General features: G+C 61.6%; 15 protein-coding genes. 10 read left to right on the top strand and 5 right to left on the bottom strand.

Going from position 1 to position 15,771, the window contains the following annotated elements; all coding sequences use genetic code 11:
- Positions 1-155: 155 nt before the first annotated feature.
- The 3 genes from HW554_RS11955 (at position 156) to HW554_RS11945 (ending at position 4,380) form a co-directional block, all read left to right on the top strand.
- Complete coding sequence (locus HW554_RS11955) at positions 156-1,769, top strand: sensor histidine kinase (RefSeq protein ID WP_176908822.1); 1,614 nt, start codon at positions 156-158, stop codon at positions 1,767-1,769.
- Entirely contained in the window at positions 1,747-2,817 is a 1,071-nt protein-coding gene (locus tag HW554_RS11950; RefSeq protein WP_176908821.1) for a response regulator, read from the top strand. The genes HW554_RS11955 and HW554_RS11950 overlap by 23 nt, the downstream gene beginning before the upstream one ends.
- A gap of 273 nt (positions 2,818-3,090) precedes the next feature.
- The gene (locus tag HW554_RS11945) at positions 3,091-4,380 is read left to right on the top strand and encodes a nucleoside permease (protein ID WP_176908820.1); all 1,290 of its coding nucleotides are present in this window, start codon (positions 3,091-3,093) and stop codon (positions 4,378-4,380) included.
- 139 nt (positions 4,381-4,519) lie between these two features.
- On the opposite strand, the gene HW554_RS11940 is transcribed toward HW554_RS11945, so the two are convergent.
- Entirely contained in the window at positions 4,520-4,924 is a 405-nt protein-coding gene (locus tag HW554_RS11940; protein WP_176908819.1) for a nucleoside-diphosphate kinase, read from the bottom strand.
- A 436-nt stretch (positions 4,925-5,360) separates the two neighbouring features.
- Here HW554_RS11940 and HW554_RS11935 point away from each other — a divergent pair, with 436 nt between their 5' ends.
- From HW554_RS11935 to HW554_RS11905, 7 genes are all read left to right on the top strand, one after another.
- Entirely contained in the window at positions 5,361-6,404 is a 1,044-nt protein-coding gene (locus HW554_RS11935; protein ID WP_176908818.1) for a DHH family phosphoesterase, read from the top strand.
- 53 nt (positions 6,405-6,457) lie between these two features.
- Positions 6,458-7,516: an FKBP-type peptidyl-prolyl cis-trans isomerase gene (locus HW554_RS11930; protein WP_176908817.1), complete on the top strand. Its 1,059-nt coding sequence runs from the start codon at positions 6,458-6,460 to the stop codon at positions 7,514-7,516.
- 108 nt (positions 7,517-7,624) lie between these two features.
- On the top strand, positions 7,625-8,137 hold the full coding sequence (locus HW554_RS11925) for an FKBP-type peptidyl-prolyl cis-trans isomerase (RefSeq protein WP_176908816.1): 513 nt from the start codon (positions 7,625-7,627) through the stop codon (positions 8,135-8,137).
- A 28-nt stretch (positions 8,138-8,165) separates the two neighbouring features.
- Positions 8,166-8,657 carry an FKBP-type peptidyl-prolyl cis-trans isomerase gene (locus HW554_RS11920; protein WP_176908815.1) on the top strand — a complete coding sequence of 164 codons (492 nt, stop codon included), beginning with the start codon at positions 8,166-8,168 and terminating at the stop codon, positions 8,655-8,657.
- A 44-nt stretch (positions 8,658-8,701) separates the two neighbouring features.
- Positions 8,702-9,241, top strand: a complete 540-nt coding sequence (locus HW554_RS11915; RefSeq protein ID WP_176908814.1) for an FKBP-type peptidyl-prolyl cis-trans isomerase — start codon at positions 8,702-8,704, stop codon at positions 9,239-9,241.
- Positions 9,242-9,248: 7 nt separating this feature from the next.
- Positions 9,249-9,740, top strand: coding sequence for an FKBP-type peptidyl-prolyl cis-trans isomerase (locus HW554_RS11910; protein WP_176908813.1), 492 nt, complete (start codon positions 9,249-9,251; stop codon positions 9,738-9,740).
- A 238-nt stretch (positions 9,741-9,978) separates the two neighbouring features.
- Complete coding sequence (locus HW554_RS11905) at positions 9,979-10,956, top strand: FKBP-type peptidyl-prolyl cis-trans isomerase (protein ID WP_246285205.1); 978 nt, start codon at positions 9,979-9,981, stop codon at positions 10,954-10,956.
- Between the two features lie 198 nt (positions 10,957-11,154).
- Here HW554_RS11905 and recO read toward each other — a convergent pair whose 3' ends face one another.
- The 4 genes from recO to HW554_RS11885 form a co-directional block, all read right to left on the bottom strand.
- Positions 11,155-11,871, bottom strand: a complete 717-nt coding sequence (gene recO, locus HW554_RS11900; protein WP_176908812.1) for a DNA repair protein RecO — start codon at positions 11,869-11,871, stop codon at positions 11,155-11,157.
- Positions 11,872-12,205: 334 nt separating this feature from the next.
- On the bottom strand, positions 12,206-14,581 hold the full coding sequence (gene porZ / locus HW554_RS11895; protein ID WP_176908811.1) for a type IX secretion system anionic LPS delivery protein PorZ: 2,376 nt from the start codon (positions 14,579-14,581) through the stop codon (positions 12,206-12,208).
- 70 nt (positions 14,582-14,651) lie between these two features.
- The gene (locus HW554_RS11890; RefSeq protein WP_176908810.1) at positions 14,652-15,251 is read right to left on the bottom strand and encodes a thymidine kinase; all 600 of its coding nucleotides are present in this window, start codon (positions 15,249-15,251) and stop codon (positions 14,652-14,654) included.
- A 158-nt stretch (positions 15,252-15,409) separates the two neighbouring features.
- Positions 15,410-15,739, bottom strand: a complete 330-nt coding sequence (locus HW554_RS11885; protein WP_176908809.1) for a 2Fe-2S iron-sulfur cluster-binding protein — start codon at positions 15,737-15,739, stop codon at positions 15,410-15,412.
- Between the last annotated feature and the right edge of the window lie 32 nt (positions 15,740-15,771).

Below are 15,771 nucleotides of genomic sequence, written 5' to 3'. Positions count from 1 at the left end.
CTTGACCTTCCTCAGAAAGAACGGCCCCGTGCTTTTTTGCCGAACTTTGTCTTTCACCTACCCACAAGGTAGCCGCCCCGCCGTGTCGCCTGGCTCCTCGCTCCGCTGCTCCAGAACATCCGAAACGGAGCTTCCCGCATCAATAAGCCTGCTCCATGTTCTCTAGTGCCCTGGCCGACCTGCTACTCACCCAAACCCCCGACTTTGCGGGGCTGGCCGACCCGGCTACCGGCCGGCTGTTGCGCGTGAACCCGGCCGGGGTGCAGTTGCTGGGCTACAGTTCCGAAGCCGAGCTGCTGGCTCTGCCGACCCCGCCCCTACCGCCCGAGTGGCCTGCCCTGCTGGCGGAGGCCCGCCGCAACGGCACCGCCGAGGCCACCGTGCAGCTCGGCCGCCCCGGTGCCCCCGGTTTTGCAGCCCGCCTAGTACTCCAGCACGTAGTCCCCCACGACCCGGCCGCGCCGCTGCTGCTGCAGTTGCAGCCCGTGCGGCCGGCCGGTTGCTCGCAGCCCGAGCGCCTGCATCGGGCCGAGCAGGCGCTGGCCCAGAGCCACGGCCGCTTCGAGGCCGTGGTGTCGCACGCCACTATCGGCATTATCGTCTGCAACCGGGCGGGCGCCATTATATCGGCCAACCGCATGGCGCACCAGCAGTTCGGCTACCCGCCCGAGGGGCTGCCGGGCATCGGGATTGATGCGCTGGTGCCGATGGCGCCCGGCCGCAACCACCAGCGGCTGCGCGAATCCTTCAACGCCGACCCGCAGGTGCGCTCGATGAGTGCCCACCGCGGCGACTTAGAAGGCCAGCGCGCCGACGGCTCGGTGTTTCCGGTAGAAGTAAGCCTGAGCTATTTTCACCTCGAAGACGAGCTGCACGTGGTGTCTTACATCCTCGATGTAACCGAAAAGCGGCAGGCCCGGCAGGCACTGGTGGCCGAGCGCCTGAGCGTCGAGCGCCTCAACGCCGACCTGGAGCAGAAGGTGGCCGACCGCACCCACGCCCTGCTGAGCACGCTGGAGCAGCTGGAGCAACGCAAAGACGAGCTGGCCAAGGCCCTGGCCGCCGAGCAGGAGCTGGGCGAGCTTAAGTCGCGCTTCGTGAGCATGGCTTCGCACGAGTTCCGGACCCCACTTACGGCCGTGCTCACCTCGGCCTCGCTCATCGAGCAGTACCCAGCCGCCGAGCAGCAGCCCAAACGCCTGCGTCACCTGGAGCGCATCCGGCAGTCGGTCAATCACCTCAACGATATTCTGGAGGAGTTCCTGTCGGTGGGCCGGATTGAGGAGGGCCGGGTGGTAGCCCGCGCTGCCCGCCTGCACCTGCCCACGCTCGTTGAGGGCACCATGCTCGATGTGCAGGGCCTGCACAAGCCCGGCCAGCGCATCGAGCCCGACCTGAGCGCCTGCCCCCACGACATCTGGCTCGACACGTCGCTGCTGCGCAAAATCCTGGTCAACCTGCTTTCCAACGCCCTCAAGTACTCGGGCGAAGAAACTGTGGTGCGCCTGCACGCGAGCTGCGCCGGCAACTGGCTCACGCTGCGCATCGAAGATGAGGGCGTGGGTATTTCCGAGGAAGACCAGCAGCATCTATTCGAGCGGTTTTTCCGGGCCCGCAGCGTCAGCAACCTGCCCGGCACCGGCCTGGGCCTCTACATTGTGGGCCGCTACGCCGAGCTGATGGGCGGCACCGTCGACCTGGAAAGCCAGCTCGGCCGGGGCACCACCGTTACGCTAATCATCCCCTATGAAAACCATTCTGCTGATTGAGGACCACGATTTTATCCGCGAGAATACGGCCGAGCTGCTGGAGCTGGCCGGCTACGGGGTGCTGACGGCGGCCAACGGCAAGTTGGGTGTGGAGCAGGCCCTGGCCACCCGCCCCGACCTGGTTATCTGCGACATTATGATGCCCGTGCTCGACGGCTACGGGGTGCTGCACATCTTCAACCAAAACCCCGAGCTGCGCGGCATTCCGTTCATCTTCCTCACGGCCAAAACCGAGCGCCAGGACCTGCGCAAAGGCATGGAGCTGGGCGCCGATGACTACCTGACCAAGCCCTTCGACAGCAACGAGCTCCTGAACGCCGTGGCCGGCCGGCTGGCCCGCTTCGAGCAGCTGCGGCCCGAGTACGAGGCCACGCCCGCCGGCCTCGATTCCTTTCTGCACGACGCCCAGGCCGTGGGCCGCCTCGATACGCTCGAAAGCCTGGCCGCCGACCGTCGCACCCACGAGCTGCCCCGCAAGCAGATTATCTACACCGAGGGCGACGAGGCCACTCGCCTGTATTTCGTGGAAGCGGGCCGGGTGAAAACCACCAAAACCACCGCCGCCGGCAAAGAGCTGATTACCGGCCTCTACGGACCCGGCGACTTTTTCGGCTACCAGCCCCTGCTCGAACACACCGCCCACCACGACTCGGCCCTGACGCTCGACGACACAGTGCTGCGCTACATTCCGGCCACCGATTTCACCCAGCTGCTTTTGCGCAACCCCGAGGTGGGCCGGCAGTTTGTGCGGCTGCTGGCGGGCCGCGTGCGCGAGCAGGAGCAGCTGCTGCTCGATATGGCCTACAACTCGCTGCGCAAGCGCGTGGCCGACACGCTGCTGCGCCTGCACGAGCAGCAAGCCACCGCCCACCCCGAGGCCGCGCCCCTCATCCAGCTCTCCCGCGAAGACATGGCCTCCCTCATCGGCACCGCGCCCGAGTCGCTGAGCCGCATTCTGAGCGAGCTGCGCCAGGACGGCAGCATCGGGCTCACCAACCGCGACATCCGGGTGCTGCAGCCCGAGCGGCTGCGCCGCGCCAATTGGTAGAGTAGTTAGGGACCAGGAAAAGAACGTCATTCAGAGCGCAGCGCAGAATCTCGCATGCTGACGTTACCATAGTGAGCCAACAGCAGCACGCGAGATTCTTCGCTGCGCTCTGAATGACGTTCTTTTAGCCAACTACTCAATATTCCCTGCCCACCACTGGCAACTTTACTTATATTTGAAGGCTAAACCCGGATCAATCCGGCCCACGCAGCCGGCCGACGTCTTTTTGCGACTTCGGCGGCACCCCCTCCCACCCTTCAACCTGCCCTTTACATGAGTACCAAGCTGCGTCTCATTATTCTGAGCTTCCTTCAGTTTTTTATCTGGGGCTCGTGGCTGATTACCATCGGGGCATACTGGTTCCAGACCAAGCAGTGGTCGGGGTCGGAGTTCGGGGCCATCTTCTCGACGATGGGCATTGCGTCCATCTTCATGCCCTCGCTCATGGGCATCGTGGCCGATAAGTACATCAACGCCGAAAAGCTCTACGGCGTGCTGCACCTGCTGGGCGCCGTAGTGCTGTGTTGCGTGCCGCTGGTAACCGACCCCAGCACGTTTTTCTGGGTGATTCTGCTGAACATGATTTTCTACATGCCCACGCTGGCGTTGTCCATTGCCGTGTCGTACTCGGTGCTCAAGCGCGAGGGGCTCGATGTGGTGAAAGACTACCCGCCCATCCGGGTCTGGGGCACCATTGGCTTCATTGTGGCCATGTGGACGGTGAGCCTGCTGGGCTTCGAGAAGTCGGCCAGCCAGTTCTATGTGGCGGCCGGCGCGGCTTTCCTGCTGGGCTTCTACTCGTTCACGCTGCCCAAGTGCCCGCCGCTGTCGAAGAACACCCCGGGCCGCTCGGTGGTCGATGCGCTGGGCCTCAAGTCGTTTGCCCTGCTGCGCGACTCCAAGATGCTCGTCTTCTTTATGTTCGCGCTGCTGCTGGGTGCGGCCCTGCAGCTCACCAACGCCTACGGTGATACCTTTTTGCACGATTTCGACCAGAACCCGGCGTATAAAAACACGCTGGCCGTGCAGTATCCGGCCATCATCATGTCGATTTCCCAGATTTCAGAAACGCTCTTCATTCTGGCCATTCCGTTCTTTCTGCGGCGTTTCGGCATCAAGCAGGTCATGTTTTTCAGCATGGTGGCCTGGGTGCTACGCTTCGGCCTGTTTGCTTACGGCGACCCGGGCTCGGGCCTCTGGATGATCATCCTCTCGTGCATCGTGTACGGTATGGCCTTCGACTTCTTCAATATATCCGGCTCGCTGTTCGTCGAAACTCAGACCACGGCTTCCATCCGGGCCAGCGCCCAGGGCTTGTTCATGATGATGACCAACGGGTTCGGCGCGGTGCTGGGCAGTTCCATCAGCGGCATCGTGATTGAGCGCTACTTCACCGACGCCAATGGCGTGAAGGACTGGCACAACATCTGGTTATCCTTCGCGGCCTACGCGCTGGTCATTGCCGTGCTATTCGTGTTCCTCTTCAAACACAAGCACAACCCCAACCTGGTAGAGGAGCACGTAGAGGACGTGGAGCCACTACTGACGATTGAGCAGGCCTAAGCTTTTGAGCTGTTGGCCTAGCGCTGAAAACCAATCACATAAAAAGCCCGCCTGGCAATGCGCCAGGCGGGCTTTTTATGTGATTAAGGGCTGAAAACAGGACCGAAATAAATCGGCGCAATCAGCGAGAAATCAGTGATTAAGCGAAGTAGAATTCGCCCTCGATCTGAGCGTTTTCGTCGGAGTCGGAGCCGTGTACGGCGTTGGCTTCGATGCTCTTGGCGTACTTCTTCCGGATGGTGCCATCTTCGGCATTGGCCGGGTTGGTAGCGCCAATCAGGGTGCGGAAATCGGCTACGGCGTTATCCTTTTCGAGGATGGCGGCTACGATTGGGCCCGACGACATGTATTTTACGAGGTCCTGATAGAAAGGACGCTCCTTGTGTACTTCGTAGAACTGGCCGGCCCGCTCGGGGGTCAGCTGCACTTTCTGAAGCTCCACGATGCGGAAGCCGGCCGCCTCAATCATGCCGAGGATACCACCGATGTGGTTGTCCTGCACGGCATCAGGCTTGATCATGGTGAAGGTGCGGTTGGTAGCCATATGGCGGGTTGGGTTAGTTGAAATGGAATGCAAATTTGCGGGCACAAAAGTAGCGGTTTTTGATTTAGGAGTGATGGAGCAGGAAAATGAGGATGGGAGAAGGGGGTACCGGAAGGTGAGAGGCGGAACGTCATTCGGAGGCGCAGTCGAAGAATCTTTACCGCTTCGGTCGGAGCTGACAGGGTTAGCATGGCAGTAGAGATTCTTCGACTGCGCCTCCGGACACTGGCTCCATGCGCCACATGCTCAGCATGACGTTCTCCCACCGCTCACTTGCCGGTACTCTCCTCTCACCTTTCCCTGCTCTGTACTGTTCAAGCACTACCTTAGCGCACCTTTTCGACAGGCCTTTTGTTGGAGAGCGGAATATTTCCGAATTTTGCCGCCTTTGCATTCGGGCTAACCGGCCCAATTTCAGTTACCTGCCCCGTAGGAGATGTCGCAAATTGCTGAGTTAAAGACCCTGCTGGCCCAGCCCCGGCAGGTATTCATCACCACCCACCACAAACCCGATGCCGATGCGCTGGGCTCGTCGCTGGGCCTGGCGGGTTACCTGCGTAAGAAAGGCCACCACGTTACGGTGGTAACCCCCTCCGACTATCCTGACTTCCTGGCCTGGATGCCCGGCAACGACGACGTAGTGGTGTACGACCCGCGCCGCAACGACGCCAAAGTCCGGGAGCTGGTGAAGCAGGCCGAAGTGCTGTTCTGCCTCGATTTTTCCTGCCTGAGCCGCATCAATGAGCTGGGCGAGTACATCCGCGACGCGCCCGGCACGAAGGTGCTCGTCGACCACCACCAACAGCCCGAGCACTTCGCCCAGATTGAATTCTCGAACCCTAAAGCCGCCGCGACGGCCGAGCTGATTTTCGAGATTATCCGCGACCTGGGCGACCAGGACCTGATCGACAGCGGCATCGGCGAGTGTCTGTACGCGGGCATCATGACCGATACGGGCTCGTTCCGCCACCCCAGCACCTCGCGCAACGTGCACCTGATTATTGCCGAGCTGCTCGGGGCCGGCATCAACCCTTCCGAGGTGCACCGCCGCATCTACGACTCGCACTCGGAGGAGCGGCTGCGCTTTCTGGGCTTCGTGCTGAAGGACAAGCTCACGGTACTGCGCGAATACAACACGGCCTACATTGCCATTACGGCCGACGAGCTGCGCCAGTACCACTCGAAAACCGGCGACACGGAAGGGCTGGTAAACTTTGCGCTTAGCATCGAGGGCATTGTGTTTGCCGCCATTTTCATCGACCGCACCCAGGCCGTTAAAATCTCGTTCCGCTCGGTGGGCGACTTTTCGGCCAGTGAGTTTTCGCGCCGCCACTTCAACGGCGGGGGGCACCACAACGCCGCCGGCGGCATCAGCCACGTGCCGCTGCCCGCTACCCTCGACCGTTTCCTGGAGCTACTGCCCGACTACCAGGTCGAGCTGTTGGGCGCGCCGCTTGCCAGCCCGGCCCCGGTGGCGTAATTCGCCGTAACTTCGCCACTGTTTTTGCATCTTCACTCCTCTCAAACCCCTTCATGTTTTTTCAACGCACCTTTCTGAGCCTGGCCCTGGCGGCCGGCATCCTGAGCCTCGCCTCCTGCAACAAAAGCGGGGATTTCAGCAAGACGCCTTCGGGAATTGAGTACAAGATTTTCAAGAGCACCGCGGCCGGCAAGTACGAAGACAAGGACGTGAGCAAGGACGGCGACGCGACGTACAAGGAGCGCATCGGCAAAATAATGGCCCTGCACGTGGAGTACCGCACGGCCAAAGACTCGGTTCTGTTCAACTCGCGCAAGCAGCAGATGGGCTTCCCGGTGCGGGTGCCCCTGGATACCGTACGTGCCGCCCAGCGCGGTGGCCTCGAAGAAGCCATCAGCCTGCTTCAGCCCGGCGACTCGGCCGTGTTCCGCTTCAACGTGGACACCATTTTTGCCAAGTCGTTCCGCCAGCCGGTACCGCCGTTCATGAGCAAGGCCGGCAAAACCATGACCATGTACGTGAAGGTGGACAAGGTGCAGGACCAGGCCGAAGCCCAGGCCGACGTGCAAAAAATGCAGGTGGAGCAGCAGGCTAAAATGGCCGCCCACGCCGAAGAGCAGCTCAAGAAAGATGACGTAGCGCTGCAGGCCTACGCCAAGAAAAATAACCTCACCGTTCAGAAAGACGCTTCGGGCGTGTACTACGCCATCACCACGGCTGGCCCCGGCCCCAAGCCCAAAGCTGGCCAAATTGTATCGGTGCTCTACAAAGGCTCGTTGCTCGAAAACGGCAAAGTGTTCGATTCGTCGGAGAAAGTAGGCAACAAGCCGTTTGACTTCGCCATCGGCCAGGGCCAGGTAATTCCGGGCTGGGACGCGGGCATTGCCCAGTTCCCAAAGGGCTCGAAGGGCATTCTGCTGGTGCCTTCGTCGCTGGCCTACGGGCAGCGCGGTGCCGGAGCCGACATTCCGGCTGACGCCATTCTGCGTTTCGACGTAGAGCTGGTCGACATCAAGAACGCGCCTGCCCAGCCGGCTGCCGGCGCGCAGATGGACGAAGCCGAAATTCGTCGTCAGATTGAAGCCATGCAGCGCCAGCAGCAGGGCAAATAATACCGGGCGCCTGCTCGTTTAGCTTAAGCCCCCGGCCCCGCGGTGCAACCCGGCCGGGGGCTTTTGTATCCTACCCCCAGGGGGTTTCATGTTTTTTTCTTCCTGCTGATGCTGTTTTCTTCCTTCTGTTCTGCTGTTAGCCGCCGCTTCTTGGCGCCGCTACTGATTATGCTGCCGCTGCTGCTGGCCGGCTGCCAATCCGACCCTACCGACAACACCGACTACGCCACGCGCGACGAGCAGCTGATTACCGACTACATCAAGGCCAACAACCTGACGGGCTTTGAGCGGCGGGCTTCGGGCCTGTACGTGGCCGTTACGCAGCCCGGCACCGGCAACCCGGCCGTGGCTGGCCAGCAGCTGACAACCCTGTATACCGGCCTCACGCTCGATGGCCGCATTTTCGACTCGACGGCCAGCCGCAACAACGATCCGCTTACCTTTACGGTAGGACGGGGCCAGGTTATTCAGGGCTGGGACGAGGGCTTCATCGGCCTGCGCCCCGGCAGCAAAGCCATCCTGCTCATCCCCTCCGACCTGGCCTACGGCGCCCGCGCCACGGGTCCGATTCCGGCCCGTTCCGTGCTGCGCTTCGATGTGGAGCTGCTGCGGGCCCAGTAATATTTTCTCACCACGCTTCTCGCCTGCCATGAACTTCCGGCTTTCGCTGCTCCCCTTTTTCCTGCTGACTTTGCTTTTTGCGTTCGGAGCCTGCAAAAAGGATGATAAAGATGAGACTGCCCCCGATTTCGCCGAGCGCGATGAGCAGCTGATTACCGACTACATCCAGGCAAACAACCTGACGGGCTTCGTGCGCGACACGACCATGTTTGTGTTCGTTACCAAAACCGGCACGGGCGCTCTACCAAAGAAGGGACAGACCATCATTGTCAAGTACAAAGGCTCGACGCTCGATGGCCAGGTATTCGACGAAACCAAAGAGTCCACTATTGGCTTTCCGTTTGTGTTGGGTGCGGGCCAGGTAATCAAGGGCTGGGACCGGGCTTTCAAGCAGTTCAATAAGGGCACGAAGGCCATCCTACTTATTCCATCGGGTCTGGCCTACGGCAGTACCGCAACGGGCTCTATTCCGGCCAATTCGGTGTTGCGCTTCGATGTGGAGGTAGTAAATATCAAGTAAGCCAGCCTCACAGGCAGTGGCTTTTCCTCTTTTGCTGTATAATAATGAAAAAACTAACCCTGTTTCTGTCGCTGCTGGCCCTGTTGGCAGGAGCCTCGCTTATGAGCGGCTGCGAGCAGCCGGCCAACCCCTTCCAGATTGACCCCAAGGTAATTGAGGCTCAGAAGAAGGCCGACGACGACACCATTCAGTCTTATCTGACCCGCAACGCCATCACCAACTACCGCCGGCTCGATTCGGGCATCTACCTGGTGCCCCTCACCGATGGGCCGGCAGCCAACCCGCTGATCAAGGTGGGCCAGAAAGTGACGGTCAACTACGTAGGCCGGTTTATCAACGAGCGTAACGAGTCGCAGGTATTCGACGCTTCCAGCACCAACCGCACCGATTGCGGCTGCTTTAGCTTCCGCAATGGGGCTGGTGGGGTGATAAAAGGCTGGGACCAAGCGACACTCGAAATGCGCCAGGGCGACCGGAAGCTGGTCCTCATTCCGTCCTATCTGGGATATGGTTTCGAAGCATCGGGGCCCATTCCGGCCAGAACGCCGCTGCTGTTCGATCTGGAAATCCTGAGCGTAGAATAACTGAGTGATGCGGCAAAGGCTGACGTGGGCTATTTTACTACTGCTGGGCGGCTGGCCCCTGGCCGGCCATGCCCAGCGCACCCTCACCACCGCCGCGCCCCTGCTCCCCACCGACAGCCTGGAAACCCGGGCTCTCACTACGTCGTCGGGCCTGCGCTATGCGCTGCGCCAGCCGGGGGCCGGCCCAACGCCAAAAATCGGTAGCCGGGTTAGCGTCCACTACACCGGCTTTCTGGCCGCCGACGGGCATATTTTCGATACCTCGGTGCAACAAGGCGGCCCGCTGAAGGTGCGGGCGGGTGAGAAAGAGGTTATCAAAGGGTTTGATGAGGCGCTGCTGCTGCTGCCTGCGGGTAGTCGGGCGCGCGTCTGGATACCCGCCCGACTGGCCTATGGTGCCAAAGGCCTCCCCGACCCCGACGATGACAGTAACCGCCGCTACCTCATCCCGCCCAACGCCGACCTTATTTTCGAGTTGGAAGTGCTAAAGGTGAAGTAAGCAGAACGTCATGCTGAGCGGAGTCGAAGCATCTCTACTGCTTTGTTGAAATGCAAGTAGTTGGCACTGCGGTGGAGATGCTTCGGCTGTGCTCAGCATGACACTCTGCTGATTATTTAAACAGCTTCGGGAAGCGAGAAACAGTACGACGGTCGTTCTGCGTTGGCAGAACGACCGTTTTTTTCTGATTTGCAGACGTGTCTTACCTTTGTTCACGTTTCTAAAAGCACTTGTTTGTATGCCTTATTCTGTCCGGATGCGCGTGTTGGGGTCGGTGAGTGCGTTGCTGCTGGCAGCGGCGGGGCTGGTATCGTTTCAGGGCAAGCCCGTACCGTACAACCGGCTGAAATCGGGCCTGGAGTACCGCATCTACCGGCTCGAAAAGGGCCGTTACGTACTGCGGCCCGCCCTGCCCGCCACCGGCGACCCTACCTACGCCAGCCGCGTAGGCCGCATCCTGAGCCTGCACCTGCAATTCCGCACCGCCAAAGATTCGGTGCTCATGCACTCGCGCCGCCAGAACGAGAGCCAGCCCGTGCGCGTGCCGCTTGATACCCTGCGGCCCAGCCAGGGCGGCAGCGTCGAGCAGGCGCTGGCACTACTTCAGCCCGGCGACTCGGGCGTGTTCCGCCTCAACCTCGACACGGTATTCAGCAAGTCGTTCCGGCAGCCCGTGCCCGGCTTCATCCGCCGGGCCGGGCCCACTATGCTGGTATTCGCCAAGGCCGTAAGCGTGCAAACGCCAGCCGAAGTAGAGGCGCAGATGCGGCAGGAGGAAGTCCGCCAGCAGGAAACGGCTACCCTCAAAGCCGCCGAGCAGGCCCGCCGCGACGAAGCCCTTATTCTGGCCTATGCCAAAGAGCATCAGCTGCAGCCCAAAAAAACGCCCCGCGGCGTGTACTACGTGGTTACCCGCCCCGGCAGCGGCCCGATAGCCCAGCCCGGCCAAACGGTTTCGGTGCTGTACCGGGGTCAGCTACTGAGCGGCCAGGAGTTTGATGCGTCGGCCAACCACGGCAACAAGCCCATCGAGTTTCCGCTGGGTGCTGGCCGTGTTATTCCGGGCTGGGATGAAGGCTTGGCCCAGCTTTCCAAAGGTGCCAAAGCGACCCTGCTCATCCCCTCGGCCCTGGCCTACGGCCCCCGCAGCCCCGGCGAGTCCATCCCCGCCAACAGCGTCCTGCTCTTTGAAGTGGAGTTGGTGGATGTAAAGTAAGGAGTAGGAAGTAAGGAGTAGGAAGTAAGGAAAAACGTCATTCTGAGCGAAGCCGGAGGCGTAGTCGAAGAATCTCTACCGCTTCGTTGTAGCAACTCAACGAAGCGGTAGAGATTCTTCGACTACACCTCCGGCTTCGCTCAGAATGACGTTCGGCTTCTCACCTCTCTGTACTCACCTCTACCCTCTTCTCCCCTCCTACAACTCCGCCAGCACTTCCGACAGCACGGCCAGGGAACGGATGTCGCCGAGGCGCTCGACGTGGAGCTGGTAGTAGCGGATGAGTACGCCCAGCAGCTCGCGCCGGACGCGGCCGTTGGGGATGGAGGCCGAAGCCGGGGTGCGAATCAGCTCGTCGAGATACTGGTCGAACTCGCGGCGCAGGGCCGTGGGGCCCCGGTTGGTGCCGGCCGCGGCATCGGTGGCAAAGGCGACCTGGGTGGTAATTTCCTCGCCCGTTTCGGCCCCGAAGCCCAGGTAGTGGCTGAGCTGCAGCAGAAACACCAGCGCGAAGTTTTCGAAGCCCGTTTCCTGCCGGTCGAAGGCCAGCACCGAGTCGTGCAGAAACGTGAACATGGGCTCATTCTCCTCCTCCTCCAGCAGCACCCGGCTCACCACTTCCGACAGCAACAGGGCAATGCTGCTCTTGCGCACATCGTAGGGCAGCGTGCGGAAAGGCTCGGCGCACCGAAACTCCGAGAGGCGCGTGAGGCCGCCGTTGCGCGAGGTGTAGGCCACCAGCTCCAGCAACGTAAGGGGCTGAAACAGGGCTATTCGGCCGGGCGGCTTGGCCTTGCGCACCCCGTTCACCAGGTAGCTCTGCAGGCCCAGCCGCTCGGTGTACACCCGGGCAATAATGCTGGTTTCGCGGTAGCGAATATGGCTGAGCACAATACCGCGGGTTTTGATAAGCATCTTTCAGTAGTGAGTAGTGAGCTATAAAAAGCAATTGTTCAGAACGTCATGTTGAGCGGAGTCGGAACCTCTCTACCCGAAGTTGCGGAGGGTGCTGTAGGGGCGGGGCTTGCCCCGCCCGCCGTTAAACGATTGTCGTTGGATTTACGCGTACGGCGCTGTAGGGGCGGGGTTTGCCCCCGCCCGCCGTTAAACGATTGTCGTTGGATTTACGCGTACGGAGGGCGGGGACAAGCCCCGCCCCTATACCGCCCTCCGCAACTTCGGGTAGAGAGGTTCCGACTACGCTCAACATGACGCGCTCAAACACTCGCTAAGCCCTCATTACTCCATATTACTTACTCACCACGGCAATCTTGCTTACGCAGCCATTTTTGCCGTCGGCATCGGAGGTGAGCACCAGGTACACGCCCGAGCGCACGCGCTGGCCATTGTAGTCGGCCAGGTTCCAGCTTACGGTGCCGCCGTTGGCGCGGGTCTGGTATACGAGCCGGCCCGCCACATCGGTTATTTTAACGTTGGCGTTGTTGGCCAAGCCCGAAATGCCCACTGGCCCAGCGTAATCGGGCCGAATGGGGTTCGGAAACACGCTGGCGCAGCTGGGCTTGCCTTCGGTGATAGTGGCGTCGCCGCGGTAGCTGACCACGCCCGCATCCGTCACGACGAATACCTCGCCGGTTTTATCGTTCACGGCCACATCCACGATGGTGTTGGACGGCAGGGGGCTGTTCTCGGTGGTGAAATGCAGCAACACTTCGTTGGCATCGGCCGTGAACAGCCACAGGCCGCTTTCGGTAGCAAACCACTTGCGGTTGGCTCCATCAATGGCAATAGCGTTTATCTTCCGGTTGTCGAGTGTAGCAAAGCCCACCTCATCTTCGCCGCCTTTATCCACATAAGGCAGCTGAAAACCACTAGTTTGCTGGAGGTCGAAGGCGCCGCCGGGGTTGGGAAAGAAGGCCGGGCCCTTGTTGGTACCCACCCAGATGTCGCCCGCACGATCCTTCACCACATCGTATATGTCGTTGATGTCGCGCGCAGCACCTTCCCGGCCCACGGCCTGGTTGTAGTAGCGGGTTTCGCGGGTTTCAGCGTTGTGAGCCACCATGCCCAAACCGCTGCCGGGGGCCCGGGCCCGCGACACCCACGCCGCGCCGGCATCGTCGAGGGCAATGCGGTCGAGGTTTTCGCTGCCCGCAAAGTAGTCGATAATGCGCCAGCTGCTGGCTACGGGGTCGAACACGAACAGACCCGACTGCCCCGCTATCTGGTGGCGATTTACCACCCACACGCGGTTTTCGGCATCAGCCGCAACGTCGGTTACGCGGGTAAAGGTGGGGTCGGCAATGGCACTGCGTAGGGGGTTGGGCAGGTTGGTGGTGGGGTTGAAAAGCCGGAACTCGCCCGGAGCCTTCCACTCCAACAAACCGTTGCCGTAGCTGCCCACATACAGCGTCCCGTCGGCGGTGCGGACTCCCCGGGTCAGGTCCTGGGGGTTGGGATACTGCGCCAAGCTGGGCAGGGTGGTGGATGTGATGTTGGTCCACTGCCCCTGCTGAAACTCGTAGAAGCCCCGAAAAAGACCGCGCTGCAAATACCGGTCGGTGTAGCCACCAGTAAAAATATTTACGGTGTTGGTGCGGGCATCGGCCAGCACGCTGAAGGCCTGGGCTCCGGCTGGCGCGTTGGTCAGAAACTGCTCGGCCTGCTGGCCGTCGGGAGCAACCCGCAGCAGCCCGTTCTCAAAATCGGCCACGTAGAAGCTCCCGTCGCGGCTGCGCAGGCTAGCCTGCGGGTTGCGCAACAGCGCCGGCCGCAGCGTGGGGCGGCGGGCGCCGGTAACCACATCCAGCACCGATACCTGGGCCGGCTCGGTTATCAGCAGGCCCGCCGCCGAAGCCGTTAGCTGCCGGAAATTTACGCCCACCGGCGAACCGGCCAGCGGCTGCCAGCGGCCGGGACCGGTGTACACGTAGAGCCGGTCGCCGTTGATGCCGGCCACCACCCGGCCCTGCTGCACGGCCAGCGTGCGGTAAAGGTTGCCGGGGAGGGCGGGCAGGTCGGTGGTCCAGGTGCGGAAGTCGAGCGGGTTGCCAGCCAGACTGGTGCGCATGAGGCCGTTGGAGGTGGCGGCAAACAGCGTACCGTTGGCCACGGCCGTAGCGTATACCTGCACCACCGTACCGCCGGGCCCGATATTGGTGTACGAATCCCGGATTTCACGCTTATCTAAATCGAGGACTACGATACCGAAACTGGCCGCCAGGTAGGCCCGCCGCCCGGTAATCTGGACCTGATACACGGTTTTGCCACCGTTAATGTCCTTGCGGAAAATGTCGTTGAGGTTGCTGATTTTCCCGTCCTGCAGGCGCAGCAGGTCGAGGTTGGCGTTCTGGTACACCACCAGCAGCTTTTGGCCCACCGAATCGTAGGCTAAGGTGCTCACACCCACGTCGCTCAGGCCGTCGCGCCGCGACAGCAGGCGGGTGGTGCCCAGCTTTTTGTCGAGGTAGAAGAAAGCATCCTGGGCGGCCACGTACACCCGGTCGTCGGCCTCGGCCAGGGCCAGAGCGCGGTTGGTGGGCAGGTGCAGCTGCCACTCACCATAGCCGGCCGCCGCCGACTGGGCCCGGGCCGTACCGGCCGGCAGGAAAGCCAGCAGCAGGAAAAGCGACAGTAGCGCAGCGTGCAGGCGTAAGGATAGACTCATGTAGCGGGCGGTAAAAAACGAGGCGAACAGACGCAAGTTAACGCCCCAGGCCGGGCTTTAGTGCCGTGCCTTATTTCGCCTTTTGCCGCAGCCCTTCCTGGAAGCAAACGCGGCAGCGCGCTTCGTAGGCGTCGGTTTCGCCGAGCAGAATTTTATCTTCGGCGGCCGTTACCCGGAATGAGTAGGAGGCCAGCTCGCCGCAACGCACGCAGATGGCGTGCACCTTGGTCACGAACTCGGCCACGGCCATCAGGGCGGGCATGGGGCCGAAGGGCTGTCCCTGGAAGTCCATATCGAGGCCGGCCACAATAACCCGGGTACCACCATTGGCCAGCTGCACGCATACGTCTACCAGCGACTCGTCGAAAAACTGGGCCTCATCAATGCCCACCACGTCGCAGCTGGTAGCCAGCAGCAGGATTTCCTGGGCCACCGGCACGGGCGTACTGCGGATGCTGTTCTGGTTGTGCGACACCACATCTTCGGCGTGGTAGCGGGTGTCGAGGGCGGGCTTGAAGATTTCCACCCGCTGACGGGCAATTTCGGCCCGTTTCAGCCGCCGGATAAGCTCCTCGGTTTTACCCGAAAACATGGAGCCGCACACAACTTCAATCCAGCCCCGGCGGGCGCTGCTGCCAGGGCGCGTACCAACGCGGGGTTCAATAAACACAGGCGGAGTCAATGGGTGAATGGGTGAGTAGGGGAATACAAAAGAACGTCATTCAGAGCGAAGCGAAGAATCTTGCGTGAACTCGTTGCGCGGTTATCATTCAATGAGCCTACACGAGATTCTTGGCTTACCTCTGATTGGCGGGCTGTTATTGCCATTCATCCCTTCATCGAGTACACCACGTGCGGCAGCTGCGTGGCGCGGGGTACACGGGCGCTTACCTGGCCGGCGGGCAGGCGGGCTTGGCAGCTCAGGCGCTCATCGGGGCGGAGGCGGCCGGCGGCCCGGTAGCGCAGCTCGGGGGCTGTGGGCTCGCTCAGCAGCTCGGCCCCGGCGCACACCCGCAGCCGGCACGTAACGCAGCGGCCCCGCGCCCCGCAGGCATGCTGCCAGTCGTGGCCGGCTGCCTGGATGGCGGCCAGCAGCGTGGCTCCGGCAGGCACCGGAATGGCCACGCCGGCCAGGTTTTCAACAATCAGAGTGGGCATCTTTCTGTAAATTGCTCGCTGAACCAGGCTCT

The organism is Hymenobacter lapidiphilus (assembly GCF_013377885.1).
Classification (GTDB): domain Bacteria; phylum Bacteroidota; class Bacteroidia; order Cytophagales; family Hymenobacteraceae; genus Hymenobacter; species Hymenobacter lapidiphilus.
The sequence above is the reverse complement of the archived record's forward strand: the minus strand, read 5'-3'. Positions and strand labels throughout refer to the sequence as shown.

What these genes read in the sequence shown, in the direction of transcription:
- HW554_RS11955 (WP_176908822.1), top strand. Translation starts at nt 156, where the DNA reads ATGTTCTCTAGTGCCCTGGCCGACCTGCTACTCACCCAAACCCCCGAC.
- HW554_RS11950 (WP_176908821.1), top strand. Translation starts at nt 1,747, where the DNA reads ATGAAAACCATTCTGCTGATTGAGGACCACGATTTTATCCGCGAGAAT.
- HW554_RS11945 (WP_176908820.1), top strand. Translation starts at nt 3,091, where the DNA reads ATGAGTACCAAGCTGCGTCTCATTATTCTGAGCTTCCTTCAGTTTTTT.
- HW554_RS11940 (WP_176908819.1), bottom strand. Translation starts at nt 4,924, where the DNA reads ATGGCTACCAACCGCACCTTCACCATGATCAAGCCTGATGCCGTGCAG.
- HW554_RS11935 (WP_176908818.1), top strand. Translation starts at nt 5,361, where the DNA reads ATGTCGCAAATTGCTGAGTTAAAGACCCTGCTGGCCCAGCCCCGGCAG.
- HW554_RS11930 (WP_176908817.1), top strand. Translation starts at nt 6,458, where the DNA reads ATGTTTTTTCAACGCACCTTTCTGAGCCTGGCCCTGGCGGCCGGCATC.
- HW554_RS11925 (WP_176908816.1), top strand. Translation starts at nt 7,625, where the DNA reads ATGCTGTTTTCTTCCTTCTGTTCTGCTGTTAGCCGCCGCTTCTTGGCG.
- HW554_RS11920 (WP_176908815.1), top strand. Translation starts at nt 8,166, where the DNA reads ATGAACTTCCGGCTTTCGCTGCTCCCCTTTTTCCTGCTGACTTTGCTT.
- HW554_RS11915 (WP_176908814.1), top strand. Translation starts at nt 8,702, where the DNA reads ATGAAAAAACTAACCCTGTTTCTGTCGCTGCTGGCCCTGTTGGCAGGA.
- HW554_RS11910 (WP_176908813.1), top strand. Translation starts at nt 9,249, where the DNA reads ATGCGGCAAAGGCTGACGTGGGCTATTTTACTACTGCTGGGCGGCTGG.
- HW554_RS11905 (WP_246285205.1), top strand. Translation starts at nt 9,979, where the DNA reads ATGCCTTATTCTGTCCGGATGCGCGTGTTGGGGTCGGTGAGTGCGTTG.
- recO (WP_176908812.1), bottom strand. Translation starts at nt 11,871, where the DNA reads ATGCTTATCAAAACCCGCGGTATTGTGCTCAGCCATATTCGCTACCGC.
- porZ (WP_176908811.1), bottom strand. Translation starts at nt 14,581, where the DNA reads ATGAGTCTATCCTTACGCCTGCACGCTGCGCTACTGTCGCTTTTCCTG.
- HW554_RS11885 (WP_176908809.1), bottom strand. Translation starts at nt 15,739, where the DNA reads ATGCCCACTCTGATTGTTGAAAACCTGGCCGGCGTGGCCATTCCGGTG.